The sequence below is a fragment of the Nostoc sp. UIC 10890 genome, from assembly GCF_054786515.1.
The window spans coordinates 3,207,638-3,225,667 of the sequence record NZ_JBSGKF010000001.1 but is presented as its reverse complement, the minus strand read 5'-3'; the positions used below and the strand labels follow the sequence as shown (position 1 = coordinate 3,225,667).

At 41.9% G+C, this 18,030-nt stretch carries 18 protein-coding genes; 12 read left to right on the top strand and 6 right to left on the bottom strand.

Translation table 11 applies throughout. The features are described from left to right. The first annotated feature begins 182 nt into the window (after nt 1-182). Both ACWATR_RS13035 and ACWATR_RS13030 read left to right on the top strand, forming a co-directional pair. Nucleotides 183-1,055: an alpha/beta fold hydrolase gene (locus ACWATR_RS13035; protein ID WP_460332779.1), complete on the top strand. Its 873-nt coding sequence runs from the start codon at nt 183-185 to the stop codon at nt 1,053-1,055. A 283-nt stretch (nt 1,056-1,338) separates the two neighbouring features. Then, nucleotides 1,339-1,794 carry a pentapeptide repeat-containing protein gene (locus ACWATR_RS13030; RefSeq protein WP_069071538.1) on the top strand — a complete coding sequence of 152 codons (456 nt, stop codon included), beginning with the start codon at nt 1,339-1,341 and terminating at the stop codon, nt 1,792-1,794. Nucleotides 1,795-2,201: 407 nt separating this feature from the next. Here ACWATR_RS13030 and metK read toward each other — a convergent pair whose 3' ends face one another. Together metK and ACWATR_RS13020 are read right to left on the bottom strand one after the other, a co-directional pair. Next, nucleotides 2,202-3,476: a methionine adenosyltransferase gene (gene metK / locus ACWATR_RS13025; RefSeq protein WP_181932235.1), complete on the bottom strand. Its 1,275-nt coding sequence runs from the start codon at nt 3,474-3,476 to the stop codon at nt 2,202-2,204. 264 nt (nt 3,477-3,740) lie between these two features. Continuing rightward, nucleotides 3,741-4,745, bottom strand: coding sequence for a phosphoribulokinase (locus tag ACWATR_RS13020; protein WP_012409283.1), 1,005 nt, complete (start codon nt 4,743-4,745; stop codon nt 3,741-3,743). A gap of 1,212 nt (nt 4,746-5,957) precedes the next feature. Between ACWATR_RS13020 and petH the strand changes: the two genes are divergently transcribed. The 9 genes from petH to ACWATR_RS12975 all read left to right on the top strand — a co-directional run bounded on the left by petH (nt 5,958) and on the right by ACWATR_RS12975 (nt 12,595). Continuing rightward, the gene (gene petH / locus ACWATR_RS13015; RefSeq protein WP_460332776.1) at nt 5,958-7,304 is read left to right on the top strand and encodes a ferredoxin--NADP reductase; all 1,347 of its coding nucleotides are present in this window, start codon (nt 5,958-5,960) and stop codon (nt 7,302-7,304) included. A 278-nt stretch (nt 7,305-7,582) separates the two neighbouring features. Further along, nucleotides 7,583-8,869, top strand: a complete 1,287-nt coding sequence (locus ACWATR_RS13010; protein WP_460332774.1) for a homoserine dehydrogenase — start codon at nt 7,583-7,585, stop codon at nt 8,867-8,869. A 142-nt stretch (nt 8,870-9,011) separates the two neighbouring features. Next, nucleotides 9,012-9,755: a Uma2 family endonuclease gene (locus tag ACWATR_RS13005; RefSeq protein WP_460332772.1), complete on the top strand. Its 744-nt coding sequence runs from the start codon at nt 9,012-9,014 to the stop codon at nt 9,753-9,755. 115 nt (nt 9,756-9,870) lie between these two features. Continuing rightward, the gene (locus tag ACWATR_RS13000; protein WP_460332770.1) at nt 9,871-10,125 is read left to right on the top strand and encodes a FitA-like ribbon-helix-helix domain-containing protein; all 255 of its coding nucleotides are present in this window, start codon (nt 9,871-9,873) and stop codon (nt 10,123-10,125) included. Then, nucleotides 10,122-10,541 carry a type II toxin-antitoxin system VapC family toxin gene (locus ACWATR_RS12995; RefSeq protein ID WP_069071532.1) on the top strand — a complete coding sequence of 140 codons (420 nt, stop codon included), beginning with the start codon at nt 10,122-10,124 and terminating at the stop codon, nt 10,539-10,541. Before ACWATR_RS13000 ends, ACWATR_RS12995 begins: the two co-directional genes overlap by 4 nt. A gap of 416 nt (nt 10,542-10,957) precedes the next feature. Further along, entirely contained in the window at nt 10,958-11,128 is a 171-nt protein-coding gene (locus tag ACWATR_RS12990) for a hypothetical protein (RefSeq protein ID WP_460332768.1), read from the top strand. A 160-nt stretch (nt 11,129-11,288) separates the two neighbouring features. Continuing rightward, complete coding sequence (locus ACWATR_RS12985) at nt 11,289-11,651, top strand: hypothetical protein (RefSeq protein WP_460332766.1); 363 nt, start codon at nt 11,289-11,291, stop codon at nt 11,649-11,651. A 265-nt stretch (nt 11,652-11,916) separates the two neighbouring features. Continuing rightward, on the top strand, nt 11,917-12,216 hold the full coding sequence (locus ACWATR_RS12980; protein ID WP_251958857.1) for a type II toxin-antitoxin system HigB family toxin: 300 nt from the start codon (nt 11,917-11,919) through the stop codon (nt 12,214-12,216). Further along, entirely contained in the window at nt 12,200-12,595 is a 396-nt protein-coding gene (locus tag ACWATR_RS12975; RefSeq protein WP_460332764.1) for a helix-turn-helix domain-containing protein, read from the top strand. The genes ACWATR_RS12980 and ACWATR_RS12975 overlap by 17 nt, the downstream gene beginning before the upstream one ends. A 179-nt stretch (nt 12,596-12,774) precedes the next feature. On the opposite strand, the gene ACWATR_RS12970 is transcribed toward ACWATR_RS12975, so the two are convergent. Next, on the bottom strand, nt 12,775-14,184 hold the full coding sequence (locus tag ACWATR_RS12970; RefSeq protein ID WP_460332762.1) for a serine/threonine protein kinase: 1,410 nt from the start codon (nt 14,182-14,184) through the stop codon (nt 12,775-12,777). A 165-nt stretch (nt 14,185-14,349) separates the two neighbouring features. Continuing rightward, nucleotides 14,350-15,375, bottom strand: a complete 1,026-nt coding sequence (locus ACWATR_RS12965) for a serine/threonine protein kinase (protein WP_460340385.1) — start codon at nt 15,373-15,375, stop codon at nt 14,350-14,352. A gap of 159 nt (nt 15,376-15,534) precedes the next feature. Between ACWATR_RS12965 and ACWATR_RS12960 the strand changes: the two genes are divergently transcribed. After that, entirely contained in the window at nt 15,535-16,236 is a 702-nt protein-coding gene (locus tag ACWATR_RS12960; protein ID WP_460332760.1) for a Uma2 family endonuclease, read from the top strand. Nucleotides 16,237-16,324: 88 nt separating this feature from the next. Here the strand turns inward: ACWATR_RS12960 and ACWATR_RS12955 are convergent, their stop codons facing one another. Together ACWATR_RS12955 and ACWATR_RS12950 are read right to left on the bottom strand one after the other, a co-directional pair. Beyond that, a complete protein-coding gene (locus ACWATR_RS12955) occupies nt 16,325-16,927 on the bottom strand; it encodes a hypothetical protein (protein ID WP_460332758.1) in 603 nt (200 codons plus the stop codon). A 45-nt stretch (nt 16,928-16,972) separates the two neighbouring features. After that, nucleotides 16,973-17,998: a glucokinase gene (locus tag ACWATR_RS12950; protein WP_460332756.1), complete on the bottom strand. Its 1,026-nt coding sequence runs from the start codon at nt 17,996-17,998 to the stop codon at nt 16,973-16,975. Nucleotides 17,999-18,030: the final 32 nt, after the last annotated feature.

Genomic DNA, 18,030 nt, shown 5'->3' with positions numbered 1-18,030 from the left:
ACCTTTTACCAAAATTTACTCACGATTCACATCTACCTCAGGGCAAATTGTCTAACTTTTTGCAAAAAACCACTATCGTAATACTGTCTTTTAATAGATGTGAGACTGCTTAAAATCATATTATACTAATTAAGTACAGTATTATTATTTAGTGTTTTTTTAATGCTGAATTTAGATTAATTATGTCTCTAATAGAAAGTTCTTGGAAACACGAATATATAACTAGCAATGGGGTAAAACTACACTACGTTACCCAAGGTGAAGGCCCTTTAATGTTGATGTTGCATGGGTTTCCTGAGTTTTGGTACTCTTGGCGACATCAAATACCAGAGTTTGCCCAAGATTATAAAGTCGTCGCCATTGATTTGCGTGGCTACAACGATAGTGATAAACCAAATGAGCAATCAGCTTATGTAATGGATGAATTTATCCAAGATGTTGAGGGAGTAATTAAAGGATTAGGATACCAAAAATGTATTTTAGTTGGACATGATTGGGGTGGTGCGATCGCTTGGAATTTTGCATACACTCACCCCGAAATGGTAGAGCGATTAATTATTCTTAACCTGCCTCATCCTGCCAAATTTAGTCAAGGCTTACGCACTCTCCAACAGTTGCAGCGTAGTTACTACATCTTCCTCTTTCAACTACCGTGGATACCAGAGTTATTCTTACAATCTTCAGACTACCAAGCAATTGAAACAATTTTTAAAGGTACAGCAGTTAACAAGAGTGCTTTCACCAAAGCGGATGTTGACATATATAAAGATGCTGCTGCAAAACGCGGTGCCCTTACAGCAATGTTGAACTACTACCGCAATGTTTTTCAACAGAGAATTCTAAATTCAAATTGGGGTATTTTGGAAGTGCCAACACTGATGATTTGGGGAGAGAATGACACTGCACTTGGCAAGGAACTAACCTACGATACCGCAGCCTATGTCAGGGATTTTCAAATTAAGTACATTCCCAATTGTGGCCATTGGGTACAGCAAGAACAGCCTGAATTGGTTAATCAGTATATGCGAGAATTTCTATCTGAGGACTTAAGCTAAATTATATAATTTATCGAGTATAAATACTTATCAAATCAGTCTTATGACGAATTGTACAAGATTTTAAAAAGATTTAATAGTGATTTAATACTGGCAATTTTTGCCGAATTATCGGCTAAAAATCACCAAAATCAGAATCAATGGCATTTGTGACATTATTTTTATTCTTGTTTCATATCACAACTAAGTTATCAGGAGATAGATTGACCTTACGAAATTTAGTGAGATAATAGAATTGTGAGGGACAGAACGGACGCAACTTGATTATTTAAGGGGGAAAATTATGAAACTCCAGCTATTAGCGGCCATGGCCTTAGCAACTCCCCTATTTTTCACTAGCTCGGTTAGAGCCGAGAATCCGCAGGACTTACAAAAGCTGCTTTCAACTGGGGAATGTATCCAGTGTGATCTATCAGGAGCTAACCTCAGTGGCGCTCATCTAATTGGTGCTGACTTGAGAGGCTCGAAGCTCCAAGGAGCAAACCTTGTAGGAGCCAACCTCGAAGGTGCTGACTTAACTGGTGCAAACTTGGCAGGTGCTAATCTAACATCCGCTTATGTAACCAATGTGAATTTGAAGCAAACAAATCTTAACGGAGTAAATTTTACTCGCGCTACGATTCACGATTCTAATGTGTATAAAGCATCAATGAATGATCTCAATCTCACTGATGCCGAAATATTTAACACTGGAATCGGTATTGGTGGAGAAGATGCCGAAATTCCCGATTGGGATTAGGCTCAACTAAGTTGGCAGGTTAAAATAAACACAACATAGGTTTTTGCGGGTTTTAAATCAAAAGAACTGGTTTTTTTGCCAGCATTAATCCCTAAAATCTGCCTCTACAAAAATATTAAGATAAATGAAACCCCTCTGCCTTGTAATTATTTTCTTATGACGAAGGCGGAGGGGGTTTCTTATTGGGATTTAGGATTGAGCGGATATCCACTTAAAAAAGTACAATATATTCTGAAAAGCTCTGCTAACATCAGCTTTCAACTTTTTTATTAGAAGAATTGGCTTTTTGAAAGACTCGAAACGCGGATAAATATTCAGGCGAATAGCAAAAATGAGGGTATGCATAACTTATCAAGTTGCCTATACCCTCACGTAGATAAACTCAGTTTTTGCAGTAGCGTATAAGTCTAGGTTAGTGCCTGAGCAACTGCTGCTGAAAGTGACTCATTTGCTGCTTGCTTCAACAACTCGGCTTTATCGGTCTGTTCCCAAGGCAAGTCTAAATCAGCCCGCCCAAAATGACCGTAAGCCGCGACGTCCTGATAAAAACGTCCGCCTCGTTCACTTGGTAAGTTGCGTAAGTTGAAGGTATGGATAATCCCCGCCGGACGCAGTTCAAAGTGCTGATTGATTAATTCTAGTAAGGTTTCTTCATCCACTTTGCCGGTGCCAAAGGTATCCACTAGGATACTTGTTGGTCGCGCTACGCCAATCGCATAAGATAACTGGATTTCAACTTTTTCTGCCAACCCGGCGGCGACAATATTTTTCGCCACATAACGAGCTGCATAAGCAGCAGAACGGTCTACCTTTGTGGGGTCTTTGCCGGAAAAAGCGCCGCCACCATGTCGTGAATAACCACCGTAGGTATCAACGATTATTTTCCGTCCTGTTAGACCAGAATCTCCTTGAGGGCCACCAACGACAAATTTGCCAGTGGGGTTGACTAAAAAACGTGTTTCCTGATTAGGTTTAACGTCAATGTCGCCAAAAACAGGTTCGACCACTGCTGACCAGAGGTCTTGTTTAATTTTGGCCTGTACAGCCGCCTCATCCGTTATTTCCCCAATACTGGCTGTATGCTGGGTGGAAATTAGAATAGTATCAATACCTACGGGGCGTCCGTCTTCGTAAGCCACAGTCACTTGGGTTTTGCCGTCAGGACGCAGGTATGACAATTCACCTGTTTTGCGGACTGCTGCCAATCGGCGAGCAATGCGGTGGGCGAGACTGATGGGTAAGGGCATCAGTTCTGGTGTTTCGTTGCTGGCAAAGCCAAACATTATACCTTGATCACCTGCACCAATTTTGTCGAATAGTTCATCACTATCTTGCTGGCGGGTTTCTTGAGCGGTGTTAACGCCTTGGGCAATATCGGGCGATTGTTCGTCTAAAGCTAGCAAAACACTGGTGCTGTTAGCAGAAAAGCCATTGTCGGCATTGGTATAACCAATTTCGGCAATTTTTTTGCGGGCGAGATTGACGAAATTTACGTTGGCTTTGGTGGTTATTTCACCAGTGATTAGCACCAAACCAGTATTAACTACTACTTCAGCGGCAACACGGCTGCTGGGGTCTTGTGTCAGTAGGGCATCCAAAATGGTATCAGAAATCTGATCGCAGATTTTATCTGGATGACCTTCGGTGACTGACTCGGAGGTAAATAAATATCGACGAGACAAAGGAAATTCCTCCTAACTTGAGTTTTTTAGCTGACTAAATGTGCTATTTAGATCAACTAGCTAATTTATGAAATGATAACAATATTTATACTTCACTAGTTACTATCTGATTGATATTGATACAAACCACTAACTATAAGGTAAGTATCTGTAAATAAGATAAATGTATGCTAATTATTTTATGGGAAAAATGTATTTAATAACACAAAAAAAATGGGGACACCCGGAAGCGCCCCCACAAGCTTTGACACAAACACTGCTGCTTTAAACCTGAACTGCTAACTTTGCTTCTGTAGCTGTCAACCGTTCATAGGCAGCACGCATCTTCAAACCTGTAAGCACTTGGAAGAAACCAGTACCATTGTTGGAACCTGGATACTCGCGGTGCTGGAGTAACAAGTGAGTCAATTCACCCTGATATTTTGTGGATGTATTGCTGAGATGGGTTTCGATGTAAATTACTTCTTCCAAGTTGTCAAATTGACCATCTACCTCTAGTACTGAGACATAGCGCCCGTAGTAAACATCGGAGCCGTAGTATAGTTGCATACCAGGATAAGAACAGGTCAATTTGCGTCCACACGGAGTCCAATTAATTGTTGACCCTTCATCAAATAGGTAGGTTGGATCAAAGCCTTCCTTACCTTCCCGCTGGAGCATACGTACCCTTAAGACTCTACGCTCTGTATCGTTTTTGATCAAGTTCGTAGGTAACACTTGGAGAACCACATCAGCAAATTCTCTTTGTGGTTCGATAAACTTTTCAAAGTCAGGTTTGCGGGAATTGATTTGCGCTAAAACATCTTCGTAGCGATGACCGCGTTCAGCCATATCTCGCTGGATTTTCCAAGCAATTTTGACCTCATCGCTAATGTCAAAATAAACACTGAAGTCGATTAGCGATCGCACCCGCTCATCATATAAAGGATGCAGCCCTTCAACAACTATAATGTGATTCGGCTCTACCCGCTCTGGCGGATCAATCAAGCCTGTTTCGTGGTTGTAAATCGGCTTATCAATCGCTTGACCACTTTTGAGCGTTTTAATTTGCTCATACATCAGATCAAAATTGTTCGCCCTGGGGTCTAGTGCCGTTATCCCGGTTTCTTTACGCTGTTTGCGATCCAGGGAATGATAGTCATCCAAACAGATAACTGTCATTAAATCTTCACCAAACAAATCTATCAAACGACGCAAAAACGTAGATTTCCCGCACCCAGAGTCTCCGGCTACTCCAATCAGTACCACGCGTTCCGGCTTACTTGTCATAAATCTCCTCTAAAATACTAAAATTGTGTCAATATTTTTTCACACAGCAGATTCTGAAGCCAGGAGTTTACCCCTTTGGTTTATCCTGCGTTCTTGCTACCTAGCACAGCTATAAGACACCAAGCGAGCGGGTAGGCAACAAAGTAATTAAGTTGCTACTCGTTGGACTAGGCTGAATGTTGGTGCCGGTAAGTATTTAATCCTAGTGGTATATTTGATTTTAACAGAAGGGGGTATCCCATACAAGATTGCTGTCAAGAAGAATTAGCGTGGTTCATCAATCATTTTTTTGTTAATTTAGTTGTTAATTTAAAAATGGGGATCAACACCGCTCATGAGGGTTGCGCTTTTCTGATTCTGCTACTTGTGACTCTATATAATCAAGTCTATAAGGTATAATTTATTGTTGTAGCGATTTTTTTGACCTTCCTAAATTGTAATTCCGGTTCGACAATGCTTAAGATATTCAAAGCAAAAATCTATCCAAGGAATGAGCCAACAACTTGCATTGGTCAAATTATTCGCTGTAAATTTATGAATATGTTCAAATAGAAGCGTTGGCGTTATGGCAAAGCACTGAATAGAGGTTGACAGATTTTTCACATCAAGTGAAACTGATTACAGTTGCTTAAATCACGGTTCTCTCTGTCGTTATGTTTGTAACTGAATTTGTCAGAGTCATGTAATTCCCATAGACAGGTCATAAATATAGCTAACAAAATTTCGGGAGGGCAGTAAATTTTGAGAAGTAAAACCAATCGGAAGAAAACTTTCCGAGATTGGCATTCTCTGATTTAAGTCCTTGGAGTAGACAAGCACAACGGCAACTTTTGGAGGTAAACTAAGCGGTAGCTTCTAGCAATCAAGTTAGTATTCCTATCAATATCTGCTATTGTTCATTTGCTTGTTGAGTAGTAAGGTAAAAAGCTATCTCTCTAATCCAGGTGGTAGTTAACAAAAAAAAGATTAAATTGACTCATTATTAACATTCTCCCAAGAACTTATCCTTTACCTTAGAAGGTGAACAGGTGTGTTTTTTGCTATGCCTGCATGTCTTTGGTGAGTGTACTTAGCAAGGCATTAATTTAATGATGCCTTTTTCTCAGAGAGCCAGTTTTGTGAAACGAAAATCCGGTAAACTAAAGCTGGCATGGGATGGGAATAGTTTTTTTTTGAAAAACGGTTAAGTAAATTATCGGAGTGGTAGAACGAATGTACAATCAAGGTGCTGTTGAGGGTGCTGCCAACACAGAATTAGGTAGCCGCATCTTCCTTTATGAAGTGGTGGGTTTGCGTCAGAGCGAAGAAACTGAGCAAACTAACTACCCAATTCGGAAAAGTGGCAGTGTGTTCATCAGAGTGCCTTACAACCGCATGAATCAAGAAATGCGACGTATCACTCGTCTAGGCGGCACAATTGTTAGCATCCAGCCTGCAACTGCTCTAGAGCCAGTTAATGGTAAAGCCTCATTTGAAAATGCTACAAGCGAAGTCAGCGAGTTAGCGACATCTGGGGAAACTGCTGACAGTGAAGGGAATGGTAAAGCCACACCTGTAAAAGCTGATAGTGAAACCAAAGGTTTCGCTAAAACACCAGCCGAAGAACAGCTCAAGAACAAGGACAAGAAAGGCAACACCATGACTCAAGCGAAAGCCAAAAAAGACCACGGTGACGTTCCTGTTAACACTTACCGGCCCAATGCTCCGTTTATTGGTAAGGTAGTATCTAATGAACCACTAGTCAAAGAAGGTGGTATTGGTATTGTTCAACACCTCAAATTTGACATTTCCGCAGGTGATTTGAAGTATATAGAAGGTCAAAGTATTGGGATTATTCCTCCAGGATTAGACAAGAACGGCAAGCCGGAAAAACTTAGACTCTATTCCATCGCTTCAACTCGTCATGGCGATGATGTGGATGATAAGACAGTATCACTGTGCGTCCGCCAGTTGGAATACAAGCACCCAGAAACTGGTGAAACAGTCTACGGTGTTTGCTCTACCCACCTGTGTTTCTTAGAACCAGGGGCAGAAGTAAAAATTACCGGGCCTGTGGGTAAGGAAATGTTGTTACCCAATGATCCTGATGCTAATGTGATCATGATGGCAACCGGAACAGGTATTGCCCCTATGCGAGCTTATCTGTGGCGTCAGTTTAAAGATGCAGAAAGAGCAGCCAACCCAGATTACCAATTTAAAGGATTCTCTTGGCTAATATTTGGTGTGCCGACAACTCCAAACCTTTTATATAAGGAAGAACTGGAAGAAATTCAACAAAAATATCCTGAGAACTTCCGTCTCACTCCTGCCATCAGTCGGGAACAAAAAAATCCCCAAGGCGGTAGAATGTATATCCAAGACCGCGTAGCAGAACATGCTGATGAATTGTGGCAATTGATTAAAAATGAAAAAACCCACACCTACATCTGCGGTTTGCGAGGTATGGAAGAAGGTATTGATGCAGCCTTAACAACTGCTGCTGCGAAAGAAGGCGTAACCTGGAGTGATTACCAGAAGCAACTCAAGAAAGCTCATCGCTGGCACGTAGAAACCTATTAAGTTAGTCATTAGTCATTGGCCATTAGTCATTAGTTTTAGACAAAGGACGAAGGACAAAGGACAAATGACAAAGGAAGCAGGATAATCAGTAGGTAGGGCAAACGCTCTACCTACAATTGTTTTGTTATGAATATTGTAAATAGCTGAAGCAAGAGTTCTCAGTTCTGAAGAGTAGAGTACTAAATAATACTTGTTACTACTCAGCACTCAGCACTCAGCACGGGCTAAACGCCCCGCTACCGCTAACAGCACTAAAAAATAAATTGGGTGCAAAATTTGTGGGTGTGAAACTAGGAATACTGGGATTAGGCACCGTGGGAACGGGAACAGTGCAGTTGTTGCAAGATAGCACTGGGCGTCACCCATTGTTGCAAGAGATAGAAATTTATCGGGTGGGAGTGCGATCGCTCGATAAACCCCGTGCAGTAGAATTGTCTACGGAAGTAGTAACTACAGATTTAGATTCTATTGTCAATGACCCGGCGGTAGATATAGTTGTCGAGGTGATGGGCGGACTAGAGCCGGCGCGATCGCTAATTCTCAAAGCTTTAAGTAATGGTAAGCATGTAGTCACCGCTAATAAAGCAGCGATCGCCCGCTTTGGGGCAGAAATTTTCACAACTGCCAATCAAGCAGGCGTATACGTCATGCTAGAAGCCGCTGTGGGTGGTGGGATTCCGGTGATTCAACCCTTAAAGCAGTCTTTAAGTGTTAACCGCATTCACACTGTAACGGGCATCGTTAACGGTACAACAAACTACATCCTGACGCGGATGCAAACAGAAGGTAGCAACTTCAGCGATGTCTTAGCTGATGCCCAGCGCTTGGGTTATGCTGAGGCTGACCCCACCGCTGATGTCGATGGCTTAGACGCAGGTGATAAAATTGCGATCCTCGCATCATTAGGCTTTGGTGGACGGATCAACCTCCAAGATGTTTATACTGAGGGGATTCGGCAAGTGAGCAAAACAGATATTGCTTACGCCGAAAAATTGGGATTTGTGATTAAATTGTTAGCGATCGCTAAACGTGATACTCCCTCATCTCCCCTTTCCGTCAGAGTTCATCCTACTTTAGTGCCCAAAGCCCATCCTTTGGCTAGCATCAACGGCGTTTACAATGCCATTCTTGTGGAAGGAGAACCAATTGGGCAAGTAATGTTTTTTGGCCCCGGTGCTGGTGCTGGTGCAACCGCCAGTGCTGTCACATCAGATATTTTGAATTTAGTTGCTGTCCTCAAAACCAATACAGAAGTTGCAAATCCCTTATTAACTTGTGGACATCAGGAATATTGCCAAATTGCGCCAATGGCAGAATTGATAACTCGGTTTTACGCGCGTTTCCTCACCAATGACCAACCGGGAGTTATCGGTAAATTGGGGACTTGCTTTGGCAATTATGGCGTTAGCTTAGAGTCAATTGTCCAAACTGGCTTTCAAGGAGAACTTGCAGAGATTGTAGTTGTTACCCATGATGTGCGGGAAGGGAATTTTAGGCAAGCTTTGGCAGAAATTCGGGATTTGTCAGCGATCGAAAGCATTCCTAGCTTACTGCGTGTACTTTGAGATTAGTCGGGAGTAAAGCTCGTCAACTTGCTTTGCTCCAATTTTTAATTACCCCAAAGGATTCTTAGCTGCGAGTAAAACTTGGTTAACTACGCAAGTTAAACTAAAAAATAAACTTCACCCCCAGCGCGAGGCTAGACCTATGACCTCTGCAACCGATCCATCCACCGCCCTCACTCCTTTCCCCGACCATACACAGCTACCAGAGTCAGACGGTACATTTGTGTTCGCGGAGCGTGCCGGAGGCAAAAATTGGCAAGAGCATCCCCAAAGCATCTTACTGACTGACTCAATTACACCTATCCTCAAACAATTACATCCTGAAGGCCAATATTGTATAGGTCAGGACTTAGGTATTTACTGGCGTTTGACAGACCCGCCAGAAAGAGGCGCAGAAGCACCAGATTGGTTTTATGTAGGAAATGTACCGCCCTTGCTTGATGGACAAACGCGGAGGTCTTATGTACTGTGGCGAGAATTTATTGCCCCTTTGATTGCCTTGGAATTTGTTTCTGGGGATGGTAGTGAAGAACGAGATAAAACTCCTTGGCAAGGCAAATTCTGGATTTATGAGCAAGTAATTCATCCGGCTTTTTATGGCATTTATGAAGTGAATAAAGCCAGTGTAGAAGTTTATGAATTAATTGGTGGACAATATCAGTTGTTAGCAGCAAATGAACGCGGACATTATCCAATTACCCGCTTGGGAGTTGAGTTAGGGATTTGGCAAGGGGAATATCAAAATGCGGAATTACCTTGGCTGCGCTGGTGGGATTTGCAGGGTAATTTGTTGTTGACTGGTGAGGAGAGAGCCGAACAGGAAAGACAAAGAGCCGATCGCTTGACTGCTCAATTGCGATCGCTCGGCGTTGAACCGGAAGCCTAATATTTTTGGAGTTTGGGTTAAAAGTGCGTAGAGAAGTAGCGGCTTGTGTTCAGGAATCGGCAGCTAAACTACCTTAAAATTGCAAATATAAGCAACTAAAAAATCACTCTGAAATATGGCTCAAATCTTAGTTGAAAATTTAGATCCTGTGATTCTAGAAAAGCTAGAAACTATTGCCAAACAACATGGTAGGTCTTTGCAAGAGGAACTAAGGCAGATCCTAGAACAAGCAGCTGAAAAAGCGACACACTATCACACTGGCGGTGACATAGAAAAAGTCAGAGAAGCTGTAGCACGCGCTCAAGTCATATATACAGGAAAAATTTTCAGTGATAGTACTGAACTTATCCGCGAGGACAGAGAACGGTGAGTCAGTATGTTTTAGATGCTAGCATTGCGATAAAGTGGTTCATTCCTGAAGTCTACTCTCATGCAGCTAGACGTTTACTAGCAAGTAACCATACTTTCTTAGTTCCAGATTTTTTCTTCCCAGAAGTAGGAAACGTTTTGTGGAAACGAGTACGTCGCGGTGAAGACACTGCTGAAAATGCAAGACAAACATTAGCAGATTTAAATATAGTTCCTGTAGAAGTTTACTTATCTCAACCATTAATGCCACTTGCTTTAGATATTGCCATTCAGACAGATCGCGCAGTATATGACAGTTTATATTTAGCCCTTGCTATTACTCAACAATGCCAGATGGTAACAGCAGACGAAAAATTTTACAACGCTCTTAAAACCAGTAGCTACGCAAATAATCTTCTGTGGGTGGAGAATATTTAGATAGCGATCGCTCCGCGTTGAACCAGAAGCCTAATCTGCTTTCTCCAAAATCCAATTGTTAACTAGCAGATTTTATAGTTGTAAAATATTTTTCTAAATATTTTTACATAGATTGAGCATGAGAAATCAAGGCGATCGCAGGGAATTTTCATCACCGAAGCGAGATAAAGGCGCACCGAGTTTCGCAAAAATTAAATAGGAGTTCCATATTGTAATCAAGCGAGAAGCGCAATATTGAATTCACGTGAGTTCGATGAGTGATATAGTGTCCATCTAAATTAGACGTAAAAAAAGACCTCTCCCTGGTTTTACTACGCAAAACCGTCCCTCTCCGACTCGGAGAGGGACAGACTTGAACTTTAGTTCAAGGCAGGGAGAGGTTTATCGAACTCACGTTAAATTCGGGCGATCGTTTGTTGAATTCAGGCGATCGTTTGTTGAATTCAGGCGATCGTTTGTTGAATTCGGGCGATCGTTTATTGAATTCGGGTAGTCGTTTCTTGAATTCGGGCAGTCGTTTCTTGAATTCGGGCGATCGTTTCTTGAATTTGGGCGATCGTTTCTTGAATTTGGATAATTATCAGTAAATTGACTTAAATCTCATAATAAATTTTGTATTAAAAACTTTAAATAATACTGAATATTGCGGGTGTTAATCACCCCTATTTTGTTTATCCTAATGGTGTAAAGACAAGGATATAAGCCAGTTTTTATCCTAGTGCATGATTAACAAAAGGAAAGTTATTTATGTCACGTCCAAAACGTGGGTCTAAAGTACTTGATAGGGCACAGCGTCGGATTGCGGCTTTGAAATCGATTAGTTCCACCTTAGATTTAGGTAATGGAGTCACTATTGACACCTTTGCCGCCGCCATCAAAAAAACACAGGACAAGTTGGAAACTTATAACTCCAGCCTTTCCACCGTGGATCTAACTCAGGGAGCCTTAGAATTAACCGAAAAGTCGCTGATGGAACTAACAGAACATGTCTTAGTCAGCGTAGCTGCAAAGTATGGCAAGAATAGCGATGAGTACAAAATGGCAGGGGGCGTTCGTCGCAGCGAACGCAAGCGTCCAGTGCGGAAGCCTAAGCAAGAAGTTGTTATTTGATAAAGACAATACATTTGGGGTTTTTTGACACTCTCCCGAATTCAAATCGGGAGATTTTTGGTTAGGTGGCAGCTCAATACTGCTCGGTTAAGCATTTTTAACTCGGAATTTGGTTTGGGGAAAAGGTTAAAGGGTAAAGGTTAAAGGTTTTTTCTTTTCCCTTTCCCCTTCCCCTTTTCCCCTTAACCGACAAGTATTGGGTGGCAGCTTTATAAAACCCTGAATTTGAGAGAAAATTTAAGAATCGTAATCAGAGTAAATTTAAATGCACGTTATTAGTCGCAGAATTCTACGAGAATTTTGTGAGGCACATTCAGATACAAGGGAAGCACTTTATGATTGGTATAGGGTAGCAACTAAAGCTGAATGGAAAAATCTGCTTGAAGTTCAGGATATTTATCCAAAAGCAGAAGCAGTTGGTAACTTCACTGTGTTTAATATTAAAGGAAACAATTACCGTTTGATTGCTGATATTGTTTACGAAACTCAAAGAATCTATATTAAATATGTCCTGACTCACGCTGAATATGATAAGGATAAATGGAAAAATGACCCGTACTTTTAATCCAGAATCTTATGGTAAATTGCTAGCCGAGTATCAGCCAAAAATCATTACCACGGATGCAGAAAACGAACAAGCGATCGCACTCGCATTGACCTTAGAACATCGTCCCAATCGTACACCAGAAGAAGAGATGCTGTTGCAACTGTTGGTGACATTAATTGAGCAGTTTGAACAAACCCATTACCCAATTCTCCAAGGTACACCCAATTCGATGTTAGTACATCTAATGGACGCACGCGATATTACAACCGAAGCATTAGCTGGGGTAATTGGTTCATTGGAAATTGCCTTGCAAATTGTTAATGGCGGCACCATTAGTAAAACTCAAGCAGAAGCGTTGGCGAACTATTTTAATGTAGATATCAGTTTATTTACCTAGCTTATTTTCCATAACAACGCTCTTAAAACCAGCGTTTGGTATTGAGGCGGAAATTTAATATTTTGGTATGAGGTTAAAGTTATCTAGACGCGTAGCAGCTTGTCCTTTAGACATCGTTTCTCTACTCGATACAACAGTTACAAAATCTTTTGCCAGTTAGCTTCTAGAGCTTGAGTAAGCTATGTACCTATATTAAAAATCCTATGTCCTAACCATCCCAAACCCAAACCTAGACTAGAAGTGCTAGCTAAAATTAGAAAAGTATGAAATTTGCTAAAAGATTTTCGTAATTTCTCTCCAGCCACAGCTACAGCTATGGCTACAGGCACACCTACAACCACAGCTAAAACCACAAGCATAAGCACAGCTATAGCTATGGCTACAGGCACACCTAAAACCACGGGTAAAGCCCCATCCCAAGCATCAGCCCAAGCCTGAGCTACATCCTTAGGCACAGCTTTAGCCCAAGCTACAACCCCAGCCCCAGCTACAGCCCCAACAGCCCCAGCTACAACTGCAATCCAAACTACGTATAGATGGTTAAACGCGGCTAATAAGTAGCCTATCAATAGGTAACTTAGTAATACACCAACCCACCAACACCAGGGAATAATTCTAGCTAGTTTATCTGGGTTTAGCTTGAGTTTGAAAGGAAGAAGAGACTCGCGGTTTAATAATGTACCAATAAAGTTTTGGATTTTTCTTGATATAGATTGTCTAGCTAGTATTTTATTTTTACGCAAGTCCCCAACTTCTTTTATACCAACTTTTGGTGCGTCTAACATTGCTAACCATGCTTTCATTGACTGAGGACGGTCTTTTGCCTCCAGCGCCATACCTTTGAGAATTGCCTGATTTAATCGCTTGCTAATACTGGGAATAATTTGTTTGGGTTGCTTTAGGGAAGCATTATGGAGCTTACGAGCTAGAGAAGGTGTCGGACTTTGACCTGTCATTGCATAATAGATTGTGGCAGCTAGACAGTAAACATCAACCGTTGGTTCCCGGCTACCTCTGGTTATCTGCTCATAGGGTGCAAACCCATGATTACCCGCATTTCCTGTTGAACTCAAAGTTTTAGGCACAAGTTCTTTAGCGATACCAAAGTCAATCAAAACCGCTTTACCATTGTTCCGCAGCATAATGTTTCCAGGGTGAGCATCTCGGTGTACTAACCCTGCTTGATGTACTACCATTAATGCTTCTCCAATTTGACGAATACATGGCACAATCTCTGCTTCCGGTAATGCTCCTGTGCGTTTCACAGCTTCAAACAAATTTTCTCCCGGCACAAAGTCCATCACTAGGCAATGGGTGTTAGCTTCCGCAAACAACTCAATCACTCCGACAATGTGAGAACTTAGGTGTTCTGATAGACGTGCTAATATCTGCCCTTCTCGGATAAATCGCTCTATATACTTGTCATACTCTGGGTCATGGCTGAGATATTCATTGGGTGTCTTGATGACAACTGTCCGGTTTAGCTCAACATGCAATGCCTTATAAGTAATCCCAAATCCCCCCTGTCCAAGGACTTTATCAATTACATATCTGCCACCTTGTAATCGTTGTCCAGTTGTCCAAGGCATGAAAACCCCTTAAATAATTTGTAATTCGTAGTTCGTAATTCGTAATTCGTAATTAAAACAGTTTAAAAAGGCTGGATATGGGTGTTTTCTAAGACTTAAGTGTGTTTCATAAATAATACAGTTTTGCAGAATTTTGCACAACACACAATGAAAGTTGAGCTAAATCTACGGTGTTTTGCTAGTTGATGGACTGGGAGAGAGTGACGGTGGACTAAAAGACGGAGAGGGTTTCAAAATAGGAATCCAGCCAGCCATAGCTCCGATACCTCCAAGTAGACCTCCAAAAGCAGCGATCGCAGCTATAACAAGTGTCCAATTGATTGGGTTGGGCTGAGAGTGTACGGGTGAGACAGGCTGAGGAGTTTCCCCAGTTAACTCCAGAGAGTCGAGCCATTCCCGCATTGATTGAGGGCGCTCTTGAGGATCTAGTTTCATCCCTGTTAAAATTGCGCGGTTGGTGCGATCGCTAATCTGAGGATTAAAGTCTTTTGGAGACACCAAATGCTCACCGTTCAGTTTGCGGTTTATTGCATCGACAGGTGTTTTTCCCGTCAGAAGTTTATAGAGGGTAGCTGCCAGTGAATAAATATCGCTATACGCATGAGTTATAGTACCTTTAGCGTAAAGTTCAGGGGGTGTAAATCCATCAGACACTTCCTTGGTTCGTCTTGTGGTTAAGATATGGTCAAAATCTAGAGCTAGACCAAAATCGATTAACACCGCTTCTGACAGACCCTCTCGGTTCCGCAACAAGATATTTCCCGGATGCACATCCCGATGAATTAGTCCATTTTTATGTACAACTATCAGTGCTTCCCCAATTTGCTGAATGTAACATAGTGCGTCAGGTTCCGAAAGTTTTGGTGGACTGAGGTCAGCCAAACTCACTCCATCCACATATTCCATTACCAGACACGGATAATCTCCTTCCTTAAACGGTGTTCTGAACTGCACAATATGCTGATGCTGACATCGGGTGAGATTTACCGCCTCCTGCCAAAACATAGTCTCTAATCGAGCGCGTTCCAACTGGCTAAGGGATTGGAGCAGATTCTCATTTAAGGTTTTAATGACTAAGCGATCGCTATTCCTGTTTCTTACCAAATAAGTAATACCAAACCGTCCCCTTCCCAATTCCTTTTCAACAGTATATTTGCCACCTTGCAATTGATCACCTGCTGCCCAAGCCATCCTTGCAACTCCTAAAATCTTTGTATTAATTTTCACATAAAAAAGCCTGAAGAACTGGAGTCTAGCTTGACAGAAACAGCGCCATGTTTCAGAACAAGCTGCTCCATATCCACGCAAGCTAAACTAAAAAACAACCCTTACTCCTGCAAAGGTAGTCTTATGACCTCTGCAACCGATCCATCCACCGCGCTGACCCCGTTTCCTGACCATACACAGCTTCCTGAGTCTGACGGTACATTCGTGAAAAACTTTCAGGAACATCCCCAAAGCATTCTCCTAACCGACTCAATTAAACCGATATTGCAAAAACGTCATCCTGATGGGCAATACTGTATTGGTCAAAATAGCGGTATTTACTGGCGCATCACTGACCCTCCAGAAAAAGGCGCAGAAGCACCAGACTGGTTTTATGTAGGGAATGTACCACCTAATTTGGATGGGAAAACGCGCAGGTCTTATGTATTATGGCGAGAGTTTATTGCCCCATTGATTGCATTGGAATTTGTTTCTGGGGATGGTAGTGAGGAGCGAGATAAAACTCCTTGGAAGGGGAAATTTTGGATTTATGAGCAGGTGATTCGTCCTCCCTTCTACGGCATTTATGAAGTGAATAAAGCCAGTGTAGAAGTTTATGAATTAATTGGTGGACAATATCATTTATTAACAGCAAATGAACGCGGACATTATCCCATACATCCTTTAGGAGTTGAGTTAGGAATTTGGCAGGGACAATATTACAATATGGAATTACCTTGGCTACGCTGGTGGGATTTGCAAGGTAATTTGTTGTTGACTGGTGAGGAAAGAGCCGATCGCTTGACTGCTCAATTGCGATCGCTCGGCATTGAACCAGAAGCCTAATATTTTTGGATTGTGGTATACACACAAAAATCACTATATGAGCCACACAATTAATTGCAAGGCTCATATAGCAGAGTTTTTAGTTATTTCATTTTTTCAAAACTACATGGAAGGAATTTAAATACCCAGTAATGGTTTTAGCTAATGTCTTCTGCTGTTTTTTTGTAGTTATTGCCATTACTTGATATAATCTCCCTTCAGCAACATACATTCTACTTTTAGTGATTTTCCCTCCAGAATTGATGTACTCAATTTCTTTGCCAGGATGATTATTGGAACTACGAATGTTTCGTTGACTAATTAAATTACTTTTCGTAGTCTTTAAAGCCATATCCCGTGCATTATTAAGTACAGCTTGGGGGTCAGCCATTTCACCATAACTATAAGGAAAATCATTGTAAGCAACTATGTATGCTACTTGCTGTTTTGGTGGTTCAGCGACAAATATTTCTAAGTTAATTTCCCCCATATAAGTTTTTTGGGATTGGGTATTTCTGTTGGGGCTTCCCGGCATCAAAATAGTAAAACGCCCATCTGGAGGGGTGTATAACTTCCATTGTGGCTGCACGGGTTTAGTAACGGTTGGTTTGACAACAGCCACCGGAGGTTTGGGTTGACGCGCTTCCACAAGAATAGAACCACCACAGACAAAGGTGGTGGCGATTAATGGCAACAGACTTTTGATTGTCATAAGTTTTACCTTTTGAGATGCTAATCTCACTGATGATGCCAGCTGTTATAACCTAGCAGCACATAAAGCAGCACCTATTAGCCCCACTTGCGGATTGAGGATAATATACACGGGTATCTCTTCAAGGAGGCGGCGCATCCTACCTTTTTGAGTGAAGTTTAATAAGAAACCGCTGTTTTCAATTAACGGTAAGATTTTGGGCGCAATTCCACCAGCGATGTATAAGCCACCATAAGGTAAGAGTTTCAGGGCGAGATTGCCGGCTTCTGCACCATAAGCGTCTATAAATAATTGCAAGGTTTGTTCACAGAGGCGATCGCGTTTTTGTAGTGCAGCCGTACCAATGGCAGCACCAGGATCGACACTTTTCTCTTCCTGTCCCGCTTCTTGTTCCCAAGTTCTGACGACTTGGGCAATATCTGGAGATTCGGCGGCAAATTTGCGATCGCGCAGAAATTGGTAAATTGCCACAATCCCCATTCCAGAAACCACGCGTTCCACAGAAATGCGCTGGATATCATGTTTACCCAGCAGGTATTTCAACAGTTGAAACTCAATCTCGTTCCGAGGGGCAAAGTCAGCGTGTCCACCTTCTGAGGGAAAGACTTGATAGTAGTTTCCCTGTTTAATTAAAAATCCTTGTCCTAAGCCAGTACCAGCACCAATAATTCCAATCGGGGCTTCTGGTTGAGATTTGCCAACTTGCAACGTCAGTAAGTCTTGTTTTTGTAAACCTAAAATGCCATAGCCAACGGCGGCGAAGTCGTTAATCAAAGAAATGTGCGGGATACCCAATTCTTGTTGTAGACGTTCGGTATCCAAGAACCAGACTAAATTGGTCAGTTTGGCAGTATTTTTGACAATGGGCCCTGCGATCGCAAAACAGGCCTTTTCTGGTGTGGGTGTATTAGCTTTGACCAAAAACTGCTGCACTATGGGTACTAAATCGGGAAAATCAGCACTGTGATAACTTTCCTGATAAATAGTATGTAAACCTGGTGAATCTGATGTTTCAACCAATCGCAGAATAGTTTTCGTACCGCCGATGTCTCCTGCTAGTAACAATGTCATAGAACTTATTCGCGAATTAATTACTTTATTTG

Bases quoted from the DNA above. Each gene is read 5' to 3' on its own strand.
- ACWATR_RS12970 (WP_460332762.1), bottom strand. From the start codon at position 14,184: ATGCCTTGGACAACTGGACAACGATTACAAGGTGGCAGATATGTAATT.
- ACWATR_RS12960 (WP_460332760.1), top strand. From the start codon at position 15,535: ATGACCTCTGCAACCGATCCATCCACCGCGCTGACCCCGTTTCCTGAC.
- ACWATR_RS12980 (WP_251958857.1), top strand. From the start codon at position 11,917: ATGCACGTTATTAGTCGCAGAATTCTACGAGAATTTTGTGAGGCACAT.
- ACWATR_RS13020 (WP_012409283.1), bottom strand. From the start codon at position 4,745: ATGACAAGTAAGCCGGAACGCGTGGTACTGATTGGAGTAGCCGGAGAC.
- ACWATR_RS12965 (WP_460340385.1), bottom strand. From the start codon at position 15,375: ATGGCTTGGGCAGCAGGTGATCAATTGCAAGGTGGCAAATATACTGTT.
- ACWATR_RS12955 (WP_460332758.1), bottom strand. From the start codon at position 16,927: ATGACAATCAAAAGTCTGTTGCCATTAATCGCCACCACCTTTGTCTGT.
- ACWATR_RS12975 (WP_460332764.1), top strand. From the start codon at position 12,200: ATGACCCGTACTTTTAATCCAGAATCTTATGGTAAATTGCTAGCCGAG.
- ACWATR_RS12950 (WP_460332756.1), bottom strand. From the start codon at position 17,998: ATGACATTGTTACTAGCAGGAGACATCGGCGGTACGAAAACTATTCTG.
- petH (WP_460332776.1), top strand. From the start codon at position 5,958: ATGTACAATCAAGGTGCTGTTGAGGGTGCTGCCAACACAGAATTAGGT.
- ACWATR_RS13035 (WP_460332779.1), top strand. From the start codon at position 183: ATGTCTCTAATAGAAAGTTCTTGGAAACACGAATATATAACTAGCAAT.
- ACWATR_RS13005 (WP_460332772.1), top strand. From the start codon at position 9,012: ATGACCTCTGCAACCGATCCATCCACCGCCCTCACTCCTTTCCCCGAC.
- ACWATR_RS13000 (WP_460332770.1), top strand. From the start codon at position 9,871: ATGGCTCAAATCTTAGTTGAAAATTTAGATCCTGTGATTCTAGAAAAG.
- ACWATR_RS12985 (WP_460332766.1), top strand. From the start codon at position 11,289: ATGTCACGTCCAAAACGTGGGTCTAAAGTACTTGATAGGGCACAGCGT.
- ACWATR_RS13030 (WP_069071538.1), top strand. From the start codon at position 1,339: ATGAAACTCCAGCTATTAGCGGCCATGGCCTTAGCAACTCCCCTATTT.